A 16525-nucleotide genomic window follows, 5' to 3' on the forward strand; every position below is an offset into this window, starting at 1 on the left:
GGAGGACGAACGTGACAGAGCTCAAGATCCGGCGCATCGCGGGCTGGGGTGCCGTGGCGATGGTCCTGCTGTGGATGGCCCAGTTCCCGCTGTACAGGAAAGGCGATCCCTCGGTTTCGTTCTACGATGGCCCCGCGATGGCTCAGGAGGCGTCTCGGCTGCACAACGTAATTTTGACCAGGGTGCTACTGGATCTGGGGCTGTACGTGGCCGCTATGGTCTTCGCGGCCGCTCTGAGCCATCTGATCCGCCGGGCCGATCCGGCCTACGAGTGGGCCGCCACGTTGGTGTTCGGGTCCATGGCGGTCTGGGTGGGGGTGACGCTGGTGGCCAACGGTCTGGAAGGAGCCTCCGCGCTCGATGCTCTCGGCGGGAATCCAGATCCGTCCGCGGCGCGGACCCTGACCATGGGCACCATCTTGATCTACAACAGCTCCATCGCCTTCGCTATCACGGGGTTGTTCTTGGGTGCGGCCGGTTACGCCACCGCGTCCACCGGGGTTCTGCCACGCTGGAGTAGGTGGGTCGCCTACACCGGCGCGGTACTTTGCGCGGCGGGGGTGCCCTCTATGTACGGCGGAGCGGTGGATGTCACCAGTTTCTATAACCCAGGTGGGTGGGGCCCGGTGGTGATCGCCAACTTTCCTCCGGCGATATGGATCGTCCTTGCGGCGGTGGTGCTGCTGCGGGCACCGCAGCCGGCGCCCGGCCGCCGGCAGTGACCGAAGCAATAGTCCTGCACGGGCCCGGCTATGCCCGGATCAATCAGGCCGACGTTCGTGCGGCGTCGGAACGGCAGTTGCCTGAGCGGCCTCAACGATGATGGATGCGACCGCGAGTAAGCCCGAAGCGGCACTTTCGGATTCGGTAGTTCATCTGTCGGGCGATGGGACCTGCGCGAACGATTACAAGCCCACCGTAGCCCGGAACAGCTTAGCCGGACGTTCCGCGGAAAGCCGGATCGGGCCATCGTCGGCACCGACCCAGGCGGCCACTCCGCGCTCCAGAGTCAGCGATCCGGATTTGCCATACACCGTCAGAGATCCCTCCGCGCACAACAGGATCTGCGGGCCGTCGTGGCTGCACGCCGCGTCGACCTCGTGACCGAGGTGGTCGCCGTCGAGCACCAGCAGAGCTAGCGCGAATTCGTCGGTCGGAGTGTCATAGATGCGTTCCAGGCCGTCGCGGTGCACGGACGGGCGCAGTTGCGCTTCTGCGGTCGGTGCGAAGTCCAGCACCCGTAGCAGTTCGGGCACGTCGACGTGCTTGGGCGTGAGTCCGCCGCGTAACACGTTGTCGGAGTTGGCCATCACCTCCACCGCGAAACCGCGCAGGTAGGTGTGCAGGTTGCCGGCCGGCAGGAAGATCGCCTCGCACGGGCCCAGGGTGATGCGGTTGAGCAGCAACGCCGCCAGCACCCCGGCATCACCGGGGTAACGCTCCCCCAATTCCAGCAGGGTCTTGACCTCGGCCGCGAATTCCGTTGCCCCGGAACTGATGTACACGATCGCACCGTCGAGCACGGCAGGCACCAGCACGTCGAGATCGGGCTGGGGTGCGGTGATCCACGTGGTGAACAGCGCACGCAGGCCGTCCGCGTCGGACTGGTCGTCGAGCAGATCGATGAATGGGTCGAGATCAGATACGTTCAGCGCCCGCAACAGATCGATGGTTCGCGACGCCTGCCGGAAGCCGGCCAGCGCCTCGAAGGGCTGCAACGCCACCAGCAACTCCGGCTTGTGGCTGGTGTCGCGGTAGTTGCGGACCGGCGAGTTGATCGGAATACCCAGTCGCTCTTCGCGGGCGAAACCCTCGAGCGCCTGCGCAGCACTCGGGTGCGCCTGCAGGGACAGCGGCTCGTCGGCGGCCAGCACCTTGACCAGGAACGGCAGCACGTCACCGAACCGCGCGCGCGACGCAGGCCCGAGCTGACCCTCGGGGTCGGCGGTGAGTGCCGCCAACAACGAGGTTTCGCCGTGAGGCGTCTCCAGCCACGCCGGGTCACCGGGATGGGCCCCGAACCATAGTTCGGCTTCGGGATGGATGGCCGGCACCGGCCGCCCGGTGAATTCGGCGATTGCGGTGCGTGATCCCCAGGCGTACGTGCGCAACGCTCCGCGTAGAAGTTCCACCGTCTCTCTATCCCCGTGCCAGTCGCAGGTAAACCGCGGCCATCTCCAGCCGAACGGCCAATACTGCCAGTTGCTGCTCGGCACGCCCCGCCCCGGTCGGCACGGACGGCTGGTCCGGCACATCCTCCGCCCCGACCAGGAAGACGTCGTCGTACCCGGCCACCCGCGCGGCCACCACCGTCCGCTCCGCGGACAGCGTCAGTGCCAGCACGCGCAGTCGCTGGGGCAGCGGTCCGTCGATCTGGTCGTCGTGGAAGAGCGCGTCGGTGGGTTCGCCGAATCCGCGCGGCGCGTTGCGCAACGCGGCCACCGCATCGCCGAGACCGACGGCCGCGGCGGCCTGCTGCGCGACCCGCAATAACACCGCACTGCCGTGCCGGGCCAGCGCCAGGGTCGCGGCACTGTCGCCGGCCAGCGCGATCTGAGCGTCCGTCATCCGGCTGGCCAGCGTTTTCGCGGGGTTGGTGAACAGATCACGGCCCGCACTGTTGCGCAGTGTCTCGGCATCCAATTCGTCGGCGAGTGCGGCGAGATCGATGCTCAGCCTGGGATCCACGGTCTGCAACACGGCCAGGCCGGCGGCCAGGTACCGGTACAACCCGAACTCCTCGGACGTCCACAGCCGCGGCGCGAGCACCGCGACCCGGCCCGCCGTGGAATCGCGCAACGGGCCCTCGTACGGGGCCACCACCACCACCCGCGCTCCCCGGCGTACACCGGTCGCCGCGGCGCCGACCAGCGCGGGATCGCCGGGATCGTCACCGGCGACGATCAGCACGTCCAGCGGGCCGACCCACGGCGGCGCCTCGGTGACCAGCGCGATCGGCTCGGCGGCCGCGGCTGCCAACGTCGCCGCCAGCAGAGCGCCGGCTGTCTCGGCGGTCCCGCGGCCGGCCACCCAGATCACGCTGCGCACCCGGTCCTCACCGCGCAACGAGTCCAGCTCGCCTTCACCGAGCGCCGCGGCCACCGCACGCACCTGGGACCCGGCCATCGACGCCGCCCGCAGCAGGCCGTCCCGGTCGGCGGCGATCAGGCCGTCAGCGTCCTCGAGATCGACGGACCCGACGGCACTCACGGGACGGCTCCGGTTGCCTGCGCGGCGATTTCGTCGCTGACCTGAGCGACCACGGCGTCCACATCCTCGATGCTGCGCCCCTCCACATTGAGCCGCAAGAGCGGCTCGGTGTTCGAGCTGCGCAGGTTGAACCAGCTGCCGTCGCCCAGGTCCACGGTGACGCCGTCGAGGTGGTCAATCGACTGGACGCGGCCCGCGAAAGTTTTCAAGACGGCGTCCACGCAAGCCGGCGCGTCGGCCACGGTGAAGTTGATCTCGCCCGACGATTCGTAGCGTTGGTAGTCGGCGGTGAGTTCGGACAGCGGGCGCTGCTGCTCGCCGAGTGCTGCGAGCACGTACAGCGCGGCCAGCATGCCGGAGTCGGCGCCCCAGAAGTCGCGGAAGTAGTAATGCGCCGAATGTTCGCCGCCGAAGATCGCGCCGGTCTCGGCCATCAGCGCCTTGATGTAGGAGTGTCCGACCCGCGAGCGCAGCGGAGTGCCGCCGCGCTCGACCACCAACTCCGGCACGGCGCGCGACGTGATGACGTTGTGGATCACCGTCGCGCCGATCTCGCGGCCCAGCTCCCGGGCGGCCACCAGGCTGGTCACCGTCGACGGCGAGACCGTGTTGCCACGCTCGTCGACGACGAAGCAGCGGTCGGCGTCGCCGTCGAATGCCAGGCCGATATCGGCGCCGGTTTCGCGGACATAGTTCTGCAAGTCCACCAGGTTCGCCGGGTCCAGCGGGTTGGCCTCGTGATTTGGAAAAGTTCCGTCCAACTCAAAATACAAGGGCAGCAACGTGATCGAGGCGATCGCGCCGAGCACCGCCGGCGCGGTATGACCGGCCATGCCGTTGCCGGCGTCCACGGCAACCCGCAACGGACGTAACCCGGAGGTGTTGACCAGCGAGCGCAGGAACACCCCGTATTCGTCCAGCACATCTTTGTCGGTGACCGAACCGGGCTTCCCGTCGCAACCGGGGACGCCGGCGATCAGGTCCTCGCTGATTGTCGTCAGCCCCGTGTCGGCGCCGACTGGCTTCGCACCGGAGCGACACAGTTTGATGCCGTTGTAGGCCGCCGGGTTGTGGCTCGCGGTGAACATGGCGCCAGGACAGTCCAGCAGCCCGGAGGCGAAGTACAACTGGTCGGTGGAGGCCAACCCGATGCGCACCACGTCCAGACCCTGACCGGTGACCCCGGCGGCGAATGCCGCCGACAGCGACGGGGAACTGTCGCGCATGTCGTGGCCGATCACCACCCGGCTCGCGCCTTCGCTGCGCATCAACCGCGCGAACGCCGCCCCGACATCGGTGACCAGCGCCTCGTTGATCTGTTCGCCGACCAGCCCGCGAACGTCATAAGCCTTGATGACACGGTGGACATCCTCGGCGGGCCACGACATTCTCCGGTGCTCCTGACGACCTGGGTGAGTACGACTCTTGGTCGCCAGCCTATCGGCCCGGCGGGGCTCCGGACCCATACGGTCGCCACCAGCTCGGAAAGCTAGGCAGGCGGATCCGGCAGCACCCGCAGATGGCCACGTCGGCGTCCGGAGCGATGTTCAGGCGGAGCGAGCACGCCACCGCCCGGGGCGGCGACATGGACACCCGCGGTCCGCGGCCCGTCATCGAATCCGTCGCCGGCGACGAAGCCGTTGACTAGTGCGGCGGTACGCGCGACCACCGCTCCGCCCTCGCGCACGGCGTCGGCGAGTGCCACCAGTTCGTCGTCCTCATCGGGGTGGGTGGGCAGCGGCCCGGCGTGGCGCACCAGTTCCCAGCCGCGTGGCGCCGTGATGCGGCCGGCGTGGTTGACACAAAGATCCCACGAGTGCGGTTCCCGCGCGGTGGCGAGCGGGCCGACCACCGCCGTCGAGTCCGAATAGACGAACGTCAACGTTGCCACTGCATAGTGCGGACACCCGGGCCGGCAGCAGCGTCGGGGTACGTTCACGCTCGAAAGGCTATCGCGGGGAAACGCCGGTGCAGCGGCGGACACGCGCATCGGCGGGGGCGATGTGTAACCGTTACCATCGGCGCGTGAGCGGGGACAGATCGGCTCTGCCCTTCGGGCGCCGAGGCCGGGTGGGACGCCGGCGGGGCCGCGATCTACGCGGTCCTCTGCTACCGCCGACGGTGCCCGGGTGGCGAAGCCGGGCCGAACGTTTCGACATGGCCGTGCTGGAAGCCTATGAGCCTATCGAGCGCCGCTGGCGGGAGCGGGTCTCCGAGCTAGACGTCGCGGTGGACGAGATCCCGCGCATCTCGGCCAAGGATCCCGACAGTGTGCAGTGGCCGCCGGAGGTGATCGCCGACGGACCGATCGCGCTGGCCCGGCTGATCCCGGCCGGTGTCGACGTCCGCGGTAACGCGACGCGAGCGCGAATTGTGTTGTTCCGCAAGCCGATCGAGCGACGGGCCAAAGACACCGTCGAACTCGGTGACCTGCTGCATGAAATCCTGGTGGCCCAGGTGGCCATCTATCTGGACGTGGAACCCTCGGTCATCGACCCCACGATCGACGACTGATCCGGCGACGCCCGGATCAGATGATGCCGCGTTTGAGGCGGCGACGCTCGCGTTCGGACAGACCACCCCAGATACCGAACCGCTCGTCATGAGCCAGGGCGTACTCCAGGCACTCGTGCCGGACCTCGCAACCCAGGCAGATCTTCTTGGCCTCGCGGGTGGAGCCGCCCTTCTCCGGGAAGAAGGCTTCGGGGTCGGTCTGGGCGCACAGCGCCTTGTCCTGCCATTGATCGGCAGGGATCTCCTCGATCGGCTCCGGTTCGAATGCGGCGGGCGCATCGGGAACCACGCTCAAATGAGGACGGACATGCGGCATGAAGGTCTCAGCCGGCTCGGGAGTGGTGTGCGGTGTGCCTCCCATTACGCCCCGAAGGTACTCATAGGACATGCTCCGCCTCCTCACTGATAGAGAGTGAAATGGTTTCCCACTGTTTTGATGTACAGATGCCCAATTCGAACAAGTGATCGAATCTCGGTCTGCGACACCGGAACCGGCCGGCCAACCGGGAAATGACACTGATGTGATTAGACACGGGCCAGGGACCCTGGTCAAGCACTTCGGCGCATTTCCATACCATCTCGTGATCGAATTTCGGCGATTCTGTTGTGCACCGAGCACGGCGTGTCGAGTACGAATTGATCACAAGTCCCTTGCGCCACATTGGTTACCAAGATTCACCCCACCCTAACGCGTCCCGCCGGGCAGGTACTGTCCTGGTGTGAAAGTCACCGTTCTGGCCGGGGGAGTCGGCGGCGCCCGTTTCCTGCTCGGCGTGCAGCGGCTGCTCGGTATCGGCCAGTTTGCTCAGGGCGGGGGCGCCGGCCATGAACTGAACGCCGTCGTCAACGTCGGCGACGACGCCTGGATTCACGGCGTCCGCGTGTGCCCGGACCTCGACACCTGCATGTACACCCTGGGCGGCGGCGTCGACCCGGACCGCGGCTGGGGCCATCGTGACGAAACCTGGCATGCGAAAGAAGAACTCGCACGCTATGGCGTGCAGCCCGACTGGTTCATGCTCGGCGACCGCGACCTGGCCACCCATCTGGTGCGCACCCAGATGCTGGGTGCCGGCTATCCACTGTCGCAGATCACCGCGGCGCTGTGCGACCGGTGGCAACCGGGCGCACAGTTGCTGCCGGTCACCGACGACCGTTGCGAAACGCATGTGGTGATCACCGATCCCACCGACGGAAACAGGCGAGCGATCCACTTTCAGGAATGGTGGGTGCGGCACCGTGCCCGGGTGCCGACCCACAGCTTCGCGTTCGTCGGAGCCGAAAAGGCCACTGCGACAACCGAAGCGGTGGCGGCTATCGCCGGGGCCGATGTCGTCATGCTGGCGCCGTCGAACCCGGTGGTCAGCGTCGGCGCCATCCTGGCCGTACCGGGAATCCGAGGCGCGCTGCGGGCAACCAGCGCCCCGGTGGTCGGCTACTCCCCCATCGTCGGGGGAAAGCCGTTGCGCGGCATGGCCGATGCCTGCCTGTCGGTGATCGGGGTGTCTTCCACCGCCGAAGCGGTGGGCCGGCACTACGGCGCCCGTAGCGGCACGGGAATTCTGGACTGCTGGCTGGTCCACGACGGCGACACCGCTGACGTCGAGGGTGTTGCGGTGCGCGCCGTCCCGCTGTTGATGAGTCAACCGGAGGCGACCGCCGACATGGTGCGGGCCGGCCTGGACCTCGCGGGCGTGACGGTGTGACCGCGCTGCCGCCGGCAGGCGAGCACGGTTCGGCCGCCAAGATCGAGATCCTACCGGTCAGGGGGCTTCCGGAGTTCCGTCCCGGTGACGATCTGGGTGCGGCACTCAGCGCCGCCGCGCCCTGGCTGCACGACGGCGACGTGGTGGTAGTGACCAGCAAGGTGGTGTCCAAGTGCGAGGGCCGGCTGGTGCCTGCGCCACAGGACGACGAAGAACGAGACCGGTTGCGCCGCAAGCTGATCGACGACGAGGCCGTGCGGGTACTGGCGCGCAAGGAACGGACGTTGATCACCGAGAACCGGCTGGGGCTGATCCAGGCGGCGGCCGGGGTGGACGGATCCAATGTGGGGCGAAGGGAATTGGCGCTGCTGCCGCTGGATCCGGACGCCAGCGCCGCCGCTCTGCGCGCCGCGCTGCACCAGCGGCTCGGTGTCACCGTCGCCGTGGTGATCACCGACACCATGGGTCGCGCCTGGCGCAACGGCCAGATCGACGCGGCCGTGGGCTCCGCGGGCCTGGCGGTACTGCACAACTATTCCGGTGCCGTCGACCGGCACGGCAACGAACTGATGGTCACCGAGGTCGCGGTGGCCGATGAGATCGCGGCCGCGGCCGACCTGGTCAAGGGAAAGCTCACCGCGATGCCGGTGGCCGTGGTGCGTGGGCTGCGCCCGGTCGACGACGGCACGACGGCCCGCCACCTGGTGCGGGCCGGCACCGAGGACCTGTTCTGGCTCGGCACCGCCGAGGCCATCGAGTTGGGCCGCGGGCAGGCTCAGTTGTTGCGCCGCTCGGTCCGCCGGTTCAGCACTGAACCGGTGCCGCCGGAGCTCGTCGAATCCGCTGTCGCCGAAGCGCTTACCGCGCCGGCCCCACACCACACCCGCCCGGTGCGGTTCGCGTGGCTGCAGAACGAGGACACCCGGACGCGGTTGCTGGACCGGATGAAAGACAAGTGGCGCGCCGACCTCATCGGCGACGGACGTCCGGCCGACTCGGTCGAGCGTAGGGTGGCGCGCGGCCGAATTCTTTACGAGGCACCTGAAGTCGTCATCCCGTTCCTGGTGCCCGACGGCGCGCACAGCTATCCCGATGCCGCCCGCACCGCCGCCGAGCACACCATGTTCACCGTGGCGGTCGGCGCTGCGGTGCAGGCGTTGCTGGTAGCGCTGGCGGTCCGCGGAGTGGGGAGTTGCTGGATCGGGTCGACGATCTTCGCCGCCGACCTGGTGCGCGAAGAGCTAGCGCTTCCGGAGGATTGGGAGCCGTTGGGCGCCATCGCGATCGGCTACGCCGCCGAGCCAGCCAGGCCGCGGGACCCGCTTCCCGTCGCAGAGCTGTTGATCCGCAAGTGATCACCTTCGCGGGCAAGGCAGCCGTGACCGCCGACAAAATTCGCGGCGGGTACTACACGCCGGCGCCGATCGCCCGCTTCCTGGCCGGGTGGGTTGCCCAGGCCGGACCGCGGCTGCTGGAGCCGTCGTGCGGGGACGGGAGGATCCTGCGTGAGCTGGCCGGCCGCAGCGACCAGGCGCGCGGCGTGGAACTCGTTGCCGCCGAAGCGGCGAAAGCGCGCACCTTCGCGCCGGTGGACACCGCGGACCTGTTCTGCTGGTCGGGCGGGCGCGACTTCGACGGCGTCGCGGGCAACCCGCCCTACATCCGCTTCGGGCACTGGGCTGCCGAGCAGCGTGAGCCCGCAATGGCGCTGCTGCACCGGGAGGGGTTGCGCCCCAACCGATTGACCAACGCCTGGGTGCCGTTCGTGGTGGCGAGCACCACGCTGGTGCGCGAAGGCGGCCGGGTGGGATTGGTGCTGCCCGCCGAGCTACTGCAGGTCGGATACGCCGCGCAGCTGCGCGACTTCCTGGTGAGCCGTTACCGGGACATCACCCTGGTGAGCTTCCGGCGGCTGGTGTTCGACGGCGTGCTGCAGGAGGTGGTGTTGTTCTGCGGTGTCACCGGATCAGGTCCGGCGCGTATCCGCACGGTACAGCTCGACGATGCCGACGGATTGGGCTCAATAGCGCGGGCCGGCCTGCAGGCTCCGTCGGCCCCGGCGCTGGTGCACGAGCGGGAGAAGTGGACCGCGTATTTCCTGGCCCCCTCCCAGATCCGCACACTGCGGGGCCTGAAGGGATCCGCCGTGCTGATGCCGCTGGGCCGGGTGGCCGAGGTCGACGTCGGCATCGTGACCGGGCGCAACAGCTTCTTCACCTTCACCGACGCGCAGGCACAGCGACACGGGCTCACCCCGCACTGCGTTCCGCTGGTCTCCCGCAGCGCCCAGCTGACCGGACTGTTCTATGACATTGACTGCCGCACAATCGATCTCGACGCGGGGCAGCGCACCTGGCTGCTGCACGCCCCGGCCCAACCGCGCGACGCCGCACTCTTGGCGCACATCGACGCGGGCGAGACGGCCGGCGTGCAACGAGGTTACAAATGTTCGCTGCGCAAGCCGTGGTGGATCACGCCGTCGATGTGGATCCCGGATCTGTTCATGCTGCGTCAGATTCACCTGGCCCCGCGGCTGACGGTCAACGCCGCGGGGGCGACGAGCACTGACACCGTGCACCGGGTGCGCACCGCGCCCGGCACCGACGCCGGCGCGCTGGCCGCGGTGTTTCACAACAGCGCGACCTTCGCCTTCGCCGAGGTCATGGGACGCAGTTATGGCGGCGGCATCCTGGAGCTCGAGCCCGCCGAGGCCGAGCAGTTGCCCATTCCCCCGCCCGAATGTGCCGACCCGGGCCTGGTGACCGATGTCGACCTGCTGTTGCGGGCCAACGAGATCGACAAGGCCCTCGACCTGGTGGACCGCCGGGTGCTCATCGAGCAGCTGGGGGTGCCGCCCGAGATGGTCGCGCAGTGCCGCGCGGCGCGGGCGGCGCTACGGGATCGCCGCACCCGACGGACCCGCCGGCGGTTGCCGTGAGCGTGCGGGACTCGGTGATCGCGCTGCTCAGCGACTGGCAGGCACCCAACCCGGCTCAGGACTCGTTGGCCGAGGCGGTGCTGGCGTTCGTGCTCGCCCGCGCCGATGCCTGCCTGCGCGAGTGCGAACCCGGTCATGTCACCGCGTCGACGCTGCTGCTCGACCACAGCAGCGCGCGGGTGCTGCTGACGCTGCATCCCCGGCTGGGCCGCTGGGTGCAATTGGGCGGGCACTGCGAGGACGACGACTTCAATATCCTCACCGCCGCTTCGCGGGAGGCCGTCGAGGAATCCGGGATCGCCGAGCTCCGGCTGGAGCCCGAACTCGTTGCGGTGCACGTGCATCCGGTGACCTGCTCGCTGGGAGTGCCGACGCGGCACCTGGATCTGCAGTTCGTCGCGCATGCCCCGGCCGGTGCGCAGATCGTGCTCAGCGACGAGTCCGACGACCTGAAGTGGTGGCCCGCCGATGAGTTGCCGCCGGGCACCGATGATGCGCTGGAATATCTGGTGGCTCAAGCACTGCGCCGAGCGTGAAGCTGGCCGCACGTTCGCACCCGAGCGTGAAGCTGGCCGCACGTTCGACGCGACAAAGCTCAGACGTCTGACGAGTAGCGGATGCCGCCGTCGGGAATCGAGACGCCCGGCCACACCCGGGCACCACGCAGCAGTTCACAGCGGGCACCGATGTCGCAGCCGTCGCCGATCACGCCGTCGCGGATCAGCGCCCGCGGGCCGATGCGGGCGCCGAAGCCGATGATCGAGCGCTCGATCACACAGCCGGCCTCCACCTTGACGCCGTCGAAGATGACCGCGCCGTCCAGGCGGACGCCGGGACCGATCTCAGCGCCGCGCCCCACCACCGTGCCGCCGATCAGCAGCGCTCCGGGCGCCACCGCCGCGCCGTCGTGCACCAGACTCTCACCGCGCTGACCGTGCAGCGCCGGCGACGGCGCAATGCCACGCACCAGGTCCGCCGAGCCGCGCACGAAGTCCTCCGGGGTGCCCATGTCACGCCAGTAGGTGGCGTCGACGTAGCCGCACACCTTGACATCCGGGTCCGACAGCAGCGCCGGGAAGACCTCGCGCTCCACCGAGACCTCGCGGCCACGCGGGATCCGGTCGATGATCCGGCGCTGGAAGACGTAGCAACCCGCGTTGATCTGATCGGTCGGCGGGTCCTGGGTCTTCTCCAGAAACGCGGTCACCCGGCCGTCGGTGTCGGTCGGTACGCAACCGAACGCCCGGGGATCGCCCACCCGCACCAGGTGCAGCGTCACGTCGGCCCGATGGTCGCGGTGGAAGGCCAGCAACTGGCCCAGGTCGGTACCGGACAACACGTCGCCGTTGAACACCATCACGGTGTCGTGGCGCAGCTTCTCGGCGACATTGGCGATGCCGCCGCCGGTTCCCAGCGGCTTCTCCTCGGTCACGTAGTCGATCTGCAACCCGAGCTTGGACCCGTCGCCGAACTCGGCCTCGAACACCTCGGCCCGATACGACGTGCCCAGCACCACATGGTCGATGCCGGCCGCGGCGATCCGCGACAACAGATGGGTGAGGAAGGGCAGCCCGGCCGTCGGCAGCATCGGCTTGGGCGCCGACAACGTCAGCGGCCGCAGCCTGGTGCCCTTGCCGCCGACCAGGATCACCGCATCCACGTCATGGGTTGCCACCTCAGCGCCGCCCTTCTGCGAGTTCTTGCCGCGCCGCCCGGCGCGACCGACGGGCCGCGTTGCGCACCATCACGCGCGAACGCACCGCCAATGACCCCCGCAACGTCCAGCGCAGCGGGGCCCGCGACCACCCGGGGTGGCGGTCCGCCAGAAAGATATAGGTACTGCGGTGGTGCGCGGCCAGATGGCGGCCGGGGTCACTTCCAGTCGAGTGGCCCTTGTGGTGCAACACCTCGGCCGAGGGCACATAGATCGACAGCCAACCGGCCTTGCCCAGCCGGTCGCCGAGGTCCACGTCCTCCATGTACATGAAGTAGCGCTCGTCGAAGCCGCCGATCTGGTCGAACGCCGAGCGGCGCACCAGCAGGCACGACCCGGACAGCCAGCCCACCGGCCGCTCGCTGGGATCGAGGTGTTCCTGACGGTACGCCCGGGTCCACCTGTTGCGTGGCCAGACCGGTCCGAGCACGGCGTGCATGCCGCCGCGGATCAGGCTGGGCAGGTGGCGCGCCGACGGATACACCGACCCGTCCGGATCGCGGATCAGCGGGCCCAGCGCGCCGGCGCGGGGCCAGCGGGTAGCGGCCTCCAGCAGAGCATCGATGCTGCCCGGGCCCCACTGCACGTCCGGGTTGGCGACGATCACCCACTGGTCGTCCCATTCACCGTCTGTCAACGTGGCTACCGCGCGGTTGACCGCCGTCCCGTATCCGAGGTTGGCGCCGGTGGGCATCAGGCGGACGTTCGGATAGCGTTCGACGGCCGCCTCCGGGGCGCCGTCAGTGGAGCCGTTGTCGGCCAGCACCACGCCCACCGGCCGGTCGGTGGCCAGCGACAACGACGCCAGGAACCGCTCCAGGTGCGGGCCCGGCGAGTAGGTTACCGCGACGACCGGCAGCACGTCAGTCACGCGTAGAGGGTAACGGTCGATCGAAAGCCGCCGTCAGGGCCGCTTTCAGGGCAGGACGCCAGGGCCGCAGCGGGGTGAGGCCGGCCGCAGCCCAGGACCGGCCGGACAACGCCGAGTACGACGGGCGCGCCGCGGGCCGCGGAAACTCGTCGGTGCCGCATGGCCGCACCCGTTGCGGGTCTGCACCGCTCTCCTCGAACACGGCGCGGGCCTGCTCGAAACGGGACACCGCGCCCCCGTTGGCCGCGTGCAGTACCCGTCCTCGCACCGGGCTGTCAGCCAACTCCAGCAGCGCGGTGGCCAGGTCGGCGGCGTAGGTGGGCGAGCCGATCTGGTCGTCGACCACCTTGATCGGCTCGTCCCCGGCCGCAAGCCGCTGCATGACGGCGACGAAATCGCTTCTGCCGATACCGCCGGTGTACACCCAGGCGGCACGCACCACGACCGCCTCCGGCAGCGCCGTCACGACGGCCTGCTCGCCGGCCAGCTTGCTCTGGGCGTAGACACTCTGTGGAGCGGTGGGGTCGTCCGGTTCGTAGGGCCGCGGCGGGCGACCACCGAAATCGCCGTTGAACACATAGTCGGTGGAGATGTGGATAAGCCGGGCGCCGGCGCCTGCGCAGGCACGGGCCAGAATTCGCGGGCCGGTGGCGTTGACGGCGTGGGCGCGGTCCCGGTCGGTTTCGGCGCCGTCGACGTCGGTGTAGGCCGCGCAGTTGATGACGATGTCGCCGGCCCGGAGGATGTGCCCGGCCGCGGCGGAGTCGGTGATGTCCCATTCCAATGACGTTCTGGCCAGCACGTCGCGGCCCTGGTGGCCGGCCTGTTCGGTCACCAGCGCGCCCAGTTGCCCGCCCGCTCCGGTGATCACCAGCCTGCTCGACATGTCTTCGAGTCTGGCACGCCGGGCAGCGCTACCCGGAAACCGACTGTTGCACAAGTAACCTACAGTGATGCCTGCGCAAAGTGTGGCTCGTGTGACTCGTGTGGTATGTACCGCTCTCACGCTGGTAATCGTGATCGGCACCGGAGTGGCGTGGAGCAACGTCCGCTCCTTCGAGGACGGCATTTTTCACATGTCGGCCGCCTCGCTGGGCCACGGTGGCGACGACGGCGCGATCGACATTCTGCTGGTCGGACTCGACAGCCGCACCGACGCGCACGGGAACCCGCTGACCGCCGAAGAACTGGCCACACTGCGGGCCGGCGACGAGGAAGCCACCAACACCGACACCATCATCCTGGTCCGCATCCCCAACAACGGGAAGTCGGCGACCGCCATCTCGATTCCCCGCGACTCCTACGTGTCGGCGCCCGGACTGGGCAAGACCAAGATCAACGGCGTCTACGGACAAACCCGCGAGATCAAGCGGACCAGCCTGGTGCAGGCCGGCGCCTCGGCCGCCGAGGCTGCGACGGCGGGCACCCAGGCCGGGCGCGAGGCGCTGATCAGGACGGTGGCCGATTTGACCGGCGTCACCGTCGACCACTACGCCGAAATCGGCCTACTCGGCTTCGCGTTGATCGCCGATGCCCTGGGCGGTGTGGAGGTCTGCCTCAAAGATGCGGTCTTCGAACCGCTTTCGGGTGCCGACTTTCCGGCCGGCCGGCAACGCCTGAACGGGCCGCAAGCCCTGAGCTTTGTCCGCCAGCGCCACGAGTTAGCGCGCGGCGACCTCGACCGGGTGGTGCGCCAGCAGGCCGTGATGGCATCGCTGGCTCACCGGGTGATCTCCGGCAAGACCCTGTCCAGTCCCACCACGCTCAAGCGCCTCGAGCAGGCGGTGCAACGGTCGGTGGTGCTGTCGGAGGGCTGGAACATCATGGATTTCGTCCAGCAAGTGTCCAAGTTGACCGGCGGCAACGTCGCCTTCGCCACCATCCCGGTGCTCGACGGGGCCGGCTGGAGCGACGACGGCATGCAAAGTGTGGTGCGGGTGGACCCGCACGCGGTGCAGGAATGGGTGGGCGGCCTGCTGCACGAGCAGGACCAGGGCAAGACCGAAGAACTCGCGTACACCCCCGGCAAAACCACCGTCAGCGTGATGAACGACACCGACATCAACGGTCTGGCGTCCGCGGTGCTGGACGTGCTCAGCGCCAAGGGCTTCACCGCCGGTTCGGCGGGGAACAACGATGGTAGCCACGTCAAGAACAGCCAGGTGCGCGCCGCGAAGACCGACGACCTGGGTGCCCAGGAGATCGGCCGGCAACTGGGCGGACTGCCCGTCGTCGCCGACTCCTCGGTTCCAGCCGGGCAGGTGCGGGTGGTGCTCGCCAGCGACTACACGGGTCCGGGCTCCGGCCTCGACGGTGGGGCTCCGACCTCCGCGCGTGCCTCGACCGTCGGTTCGGTCAACAGCACTGTCCCGGCACCGTCGCCGATCCTCACCGCGGGCTCGGAGAACCCGGAGTGCATCAACTGAACCCGACCGTTTCCGGAGCGATCCTGGACCCGCTGCTGCGCGCCGATCCGGTCGGCCCGCGCATCACCTACTACGACGATGCCACCGGCGAGCGCATCGAATTGTCCGCCGTGACGCTGGCCAACTGGGCCGCCAAGACCGCCAACCTGTTGCGCGATGAGCTGGGCGCCGGACCCGACAGCCGGGTGGCGGTGTTGCTGCCGGCGCACTGGCAGACTGCGGCGGTGTTGTTCGGGGTGTGGTGGGTCGGTGCCGAGGTGGTGCTGCACGGACCGGCCGAGGTCGCGATGTGCACGGTGGATCGGCTGGACGAGGCGGATGCGGCGGTGGCCGGCGGCGAAGTGGCGGTGCTGTCGTTGGATCCGTTCGGCCGGGCCGTGGCCGAATTGCCGATCGGTATCACGGACTACGCCACCGCAGTTCGGGTGCACGGCGATCAGACCGTTCCCGAGGCGCACCCTGGTCGGGCGCTGGCCGGCCAATCGGTCGGCCAGCTGGTGGCCGCGTGCGCACAGTCAGCGGCCAGGCAGCAGCTGACGCCGGGGGATCGGGTGCTGTCCACCGCATCGTGGGAGCGACCGGAGGATCTGGTGGACGGACTGCTGGCGGTTCTGTCGGTGGGCGGGTCGCTGGTCCAGGTGGCCAACCCCGATCCGGCGGCGCTGCAGCGCCGGGTCGAGACGGAGAAGGTGAGCAAGGTCCTCTGACCCGCAAGCAGACGCGAAGTCGCATGCTTGGGCCGCTACCAGTGCAATTCTGTGTCTGCTCAGCCTATTTCGGCGATACATGTTGATATCGCAATATTTCGATGTTAGCGTGGCCGAAAAGACAACGGACCATGGAAAGGGTCAGACAATGGCGGTGCAGGTGTTCTTGGCGAAGGCGGCAACGACGGTGGTCACGGGGCTGGCCGGGGTTACCGCTTACGAGGTACTGAAGAAAGCCGCCAAGAAGGCTCCGCTGCACCAAACCGCAGTTGCGACAGCGGAACTGGGTCTGCGTGGTACTCGCCGTGCAGAGGAGGCGGCCGAGTCGGCCAGGCTCAAGATCGCCGACGTGGTGGCTGAGGCCCGCGAACGCATCGGCGAGGAGGCGCCCACGCCTGCGGTCGGTGACGTCCACAACCACGACCACTGATCCCGTGGC

Annotated in this window: 17 protein-coding genes; 9 read left to right on the forward strand and 8 right to left on the reverse strand. The window is 68.8% G+C overall.

Annotated features, from left to right (window positions below):
• The first annotated feature begins 11 nt into the window (after window positions 1–11).
• Window positions 12–722, forward strand: a complete 711-nt coding sequence (locus ACX9NE_RS05025) for a hypothetical protein (protein WP_459360582.1) — start codon at window positions 12–14, stop codon at window positions 720–722.
• 183 nt (window positions 723–905) lie between these two features.
• On the opposite strand, the gene manA is transcribed toward ACX9NE_RS05025, so the two are convergent.
• From manA to ACX9NE_RS05045, 4 genes are all read right to left on the reverse strand, one after another.
• On the reverse strand, window positions 906–2132 hold the full coding sequence (manA, locus tag ACX9NE_RS05030) for a mannose-6-phosphate isomerase, class I (RefSeq protein WP_459360583.1): 1227 nt from the start codon (window positions 2130–2132) through the stop codon (window positions 906–908).
• Between the two features lie 7 nt (window positions 2133–2139).
• Window positions 2140–3210, reverse strand: a complete 1071-nt coding sequence (locus ACX9NE_RS05035; RefSeq protein ID WP_459360584.1) for a TobH protein — start codon at window positions 3208–3210, stop codon at window positions 2140–2142.
• Window positions 3207–4598: a phosphomannomutase/phosphoglucomutase gene (locus tag ACX9NE_RS05040; RefSeq protein ID WP_459360585.1), complete on the reverse strand. Its 1392-nt coding sequence runs from the start codon at window positions 4596–4598 to the stop codon at window positions 3207–3209. Before ACX9NE_RS05040 ends, ACX9NE_RS05035 begins: the two co-directional genes overlap by 4 nt.
• A 101-nt stretch (window positions 4599–4699) precedes the next feature.
• A complete protein-coding gene (locus ACX9NE_RS05045) occupies window positions 4700–5149 on the reverse strand; it encodes a DUF3499 domain-containing protein (protein WP_459360586.1) in 450 nt (149 codons plus the stop codon).
• A gap of 62 nt (window positions 5150–5211) precedes the next feature.
• Between ACX9NE_RS05045 and ACX9NE_RS05050 the strand changes: the two genes are divergently transcribed.
• On the forward strand, window positions 5212–5724 hold the full coding sequence (locus tag ACX9NE_RS05050) for a metallopeptidase family protein (protein WP_459360587.1): 513 nt from the start codon (window positions 5212–5214) through the stop codon (window positions 5722–5724).
• 16 nt (window positions 5725–5740) lie between these two features.
• Here the strand turns inward: ACX9NE_RS05050 and ACX9NE_RS05055 are convergent, their stop codons facing one another.
• The gene (locus ACX9NE_RS05055) at window positions 5741–6085 is read right to left on the reverse strand and encodes a WhiB family transcriptional regulator (protein ID WP_084250636.1); all 345 of its coding nucleotides are present in this window, start codon (window positions 6083–6085) and stop codon (window positions 5741–5743) included.
• 358 nt (window positions 6086–6443) lie between these two features.
• On the opposite strand from ACX9NE_RS05055, the gene cofD reads away from it, so the two are divergent.
• The 4 genes from cofD to ACX9NE_RS05075 are packed head-to-tail and all read left to right on the forward strand — an operon-like array spanning window position 6444 to window position 10904.
• Complete coding sequence (gene cofD / locus ACX9NE_RS05060) at window positions 6444–7430, forward strand: 2-phospho-L-lactate transferase (RefSeq protein WP_459360588.1); 987 nt, start codon at window positions 6444–6446, stop codon at window positions 7428–7430.
• Window positions 7431–7435: 5 nt separating this feature from the next.
• Window positions 7436–8785 (forward strand): coenzyme F420-0:L-glutamate ligase, encoded by a 1350-nt coding sequence (locus ACX9NE_RS05065; protein WP_459360635.1) that lies wholly within the window; start codon window positions 7436–7438, stop codon window positions 8783–8785.
• Window positions 8782–10368, forward strand: a complete 1587-nt coding sequence (locus ACX9NE_RS05070; RefSeq protein WP_459360589.1) for an Eco57I restriction-modification methylase domain-containing protein — start codon at window positions 8782–8784, stop codon at window positions 10366–10368. Before ACX9NE_RS05065 ends, ACX9NE_RS05070 begins: the two co-directional genes overlap by 4 nt.
• Complete coding sequence (locus tag ACX9NE_RS05075) at window positions 10365–10904, forward strand: NUDIX hydrolase (protein ID WP_459360590.1); 540 nt, start codon at window positions 10365–10367, stop codon at window positions 10902–10904. Before ACX9NE_RS05070 ends, ACX9NE_RS05075 begins: the two co-directional genes overlap by 4 nt.
• A 59-nt stretch (window positions 10905–10963) precedes the next feature.
• Here ACX9NE_RS05075 and manB read toward each other — a convergent pair whose 3' ends face one another.
• Genes manB through rfbD form a run of 3 tightly spaced genes read right to left on the reverse strand, consistent with a single transcriptional unit; the run spans window position 10964 to window position 13839 of the window.
• Complete coding sequence (manB, locus tag ACX9NE_RS05080) at window positions 10964–12043, reverse strand: mannose-1-phosphate guanylyltransferase (protein ID WP_459360591.1); 1080 nt, start codon at window positions 12041–12043, stop codon at window positions 10964–10966.
• 1 nt (window position 12044) lies between these two features.
• Complete coding sequence (locus tag ACX9NE_RS05085) at window positions 12045–12953, reverse strand: glycosyltransferase family 2 protein (RefSeq protein ID WP_459360592.1); 909 nt, start codon at window positions 12951–12953, stop codon at window positions 12045–12047.
• Complete coding sequence (rfbD, locus tag ACX9NE_RS05090) at window positions 12946–13839, reverse strand: dTDP-4-dehydrorhamnose reductase (RefSeq protein ID WP_459360593.1); 894 nt, start codon at window positions 13837–13839, stop codon at window positions 12946–12948. The genes ACX9NE_RS05085 and rfbD overlap by 8 nt, the downstream gene beginning before the upstream one ends.
• Window positions 13840–13903: 64 nt before the next feature.
• Here rfbD and ACX9NE_RS05095 point away from each other — a divergent pair, with 64 nt between their 5' ends.
• The 3 genes from ACX9NE_RS05095 to ACX9NE_RS05105 all read left to right on the forward strand — a co-directional run bounded on the left by ACX9NE_RS05095 (window position 13904) and on the right by ACX9NE_RS05105 (window position 16516).
• On the forward strand, window positions 13904–15379 hold the full coding sequence (locus tag ACX9NE_RS05095) for an LCP family protein (protein WP_459360594.1): 1476 nt from the start codon (window positions 13904–13906) through the stop codon (window positions 15377–15379).
• Window positions 15367–16086: a TIGR03089 family protein gene (locus tag ACX9NE_RS05100; protein WP_459360595.1), complete on the forward strand. Its 720-nt coding sequence runs from the start codon at window positions 15367–15369 to the stop codon at window positions 16084–16086. The genes ACX9NE_RS05095 and ACX9NE_RS05100 overlap by 13 nt, the downstream gene beginning before the upstream one ends.
• 148 nt (window positions 16087–16234) lie before the next feature.
• Window positions 16235–16516 carry a DUF1490 family protein gene (locus tag ACX9NE_RS05105; protein WP_459360596.1) on the forward strand — a complete coding sequence of 94 codons (282 nt, stop codon included), beginning with the start codon at window positions 16235–16237 and terminating at the stop codon, window positions 16514–16516.
• Window positions 16517–16525: the final 9 nt, after the last annotated feature.

Source organism: Mycobacterium sp. ML4, assembly GCF_054515735.1.

What these genes read in the sequence shown, in the direction of transcription:
- ACX9NE_RS05050 (WP_459360587.1), top strand. Translation starts at nt 5,212, where the DNA reads ATGTGTAACCGTTACCATCGGCGCGTGAGCGGGGACAGATCGGCTCTG.
- rfbD (WP_459360593.1), bottom strand. Translation starts at nt 13,839, where the DNA reads ATGTCGAGCAGGCTGGTGATCACCGGAGCGGGCGGGCAACTGGGCGCG.
- ACX9NE_RS05055 (WP_084250636.1), bottom strand. Translation starts at nt 6,085, where the DNA reads ATGGGAGGCACACCGCACACCACTCCCGAGCCGGCTGAGACCTTCATG.
- ACX9NE_RS05040 (WP_459360585.1), bottom strand. Translation starts at nt 4,598, where the DNA reads ATGTCGTGGCCCGCCGAGGATGTCCACCGTGTCATCAAGGCTTATGAC.
- ACX9NE_RS05105 (WP_459360596.1), top strand. Translation starts at nt 16,235, where the DNA reads ATGGCGGTGCAGGTGTTCTTGGCGAAGGCGGCAACGACGGTGGTCACG.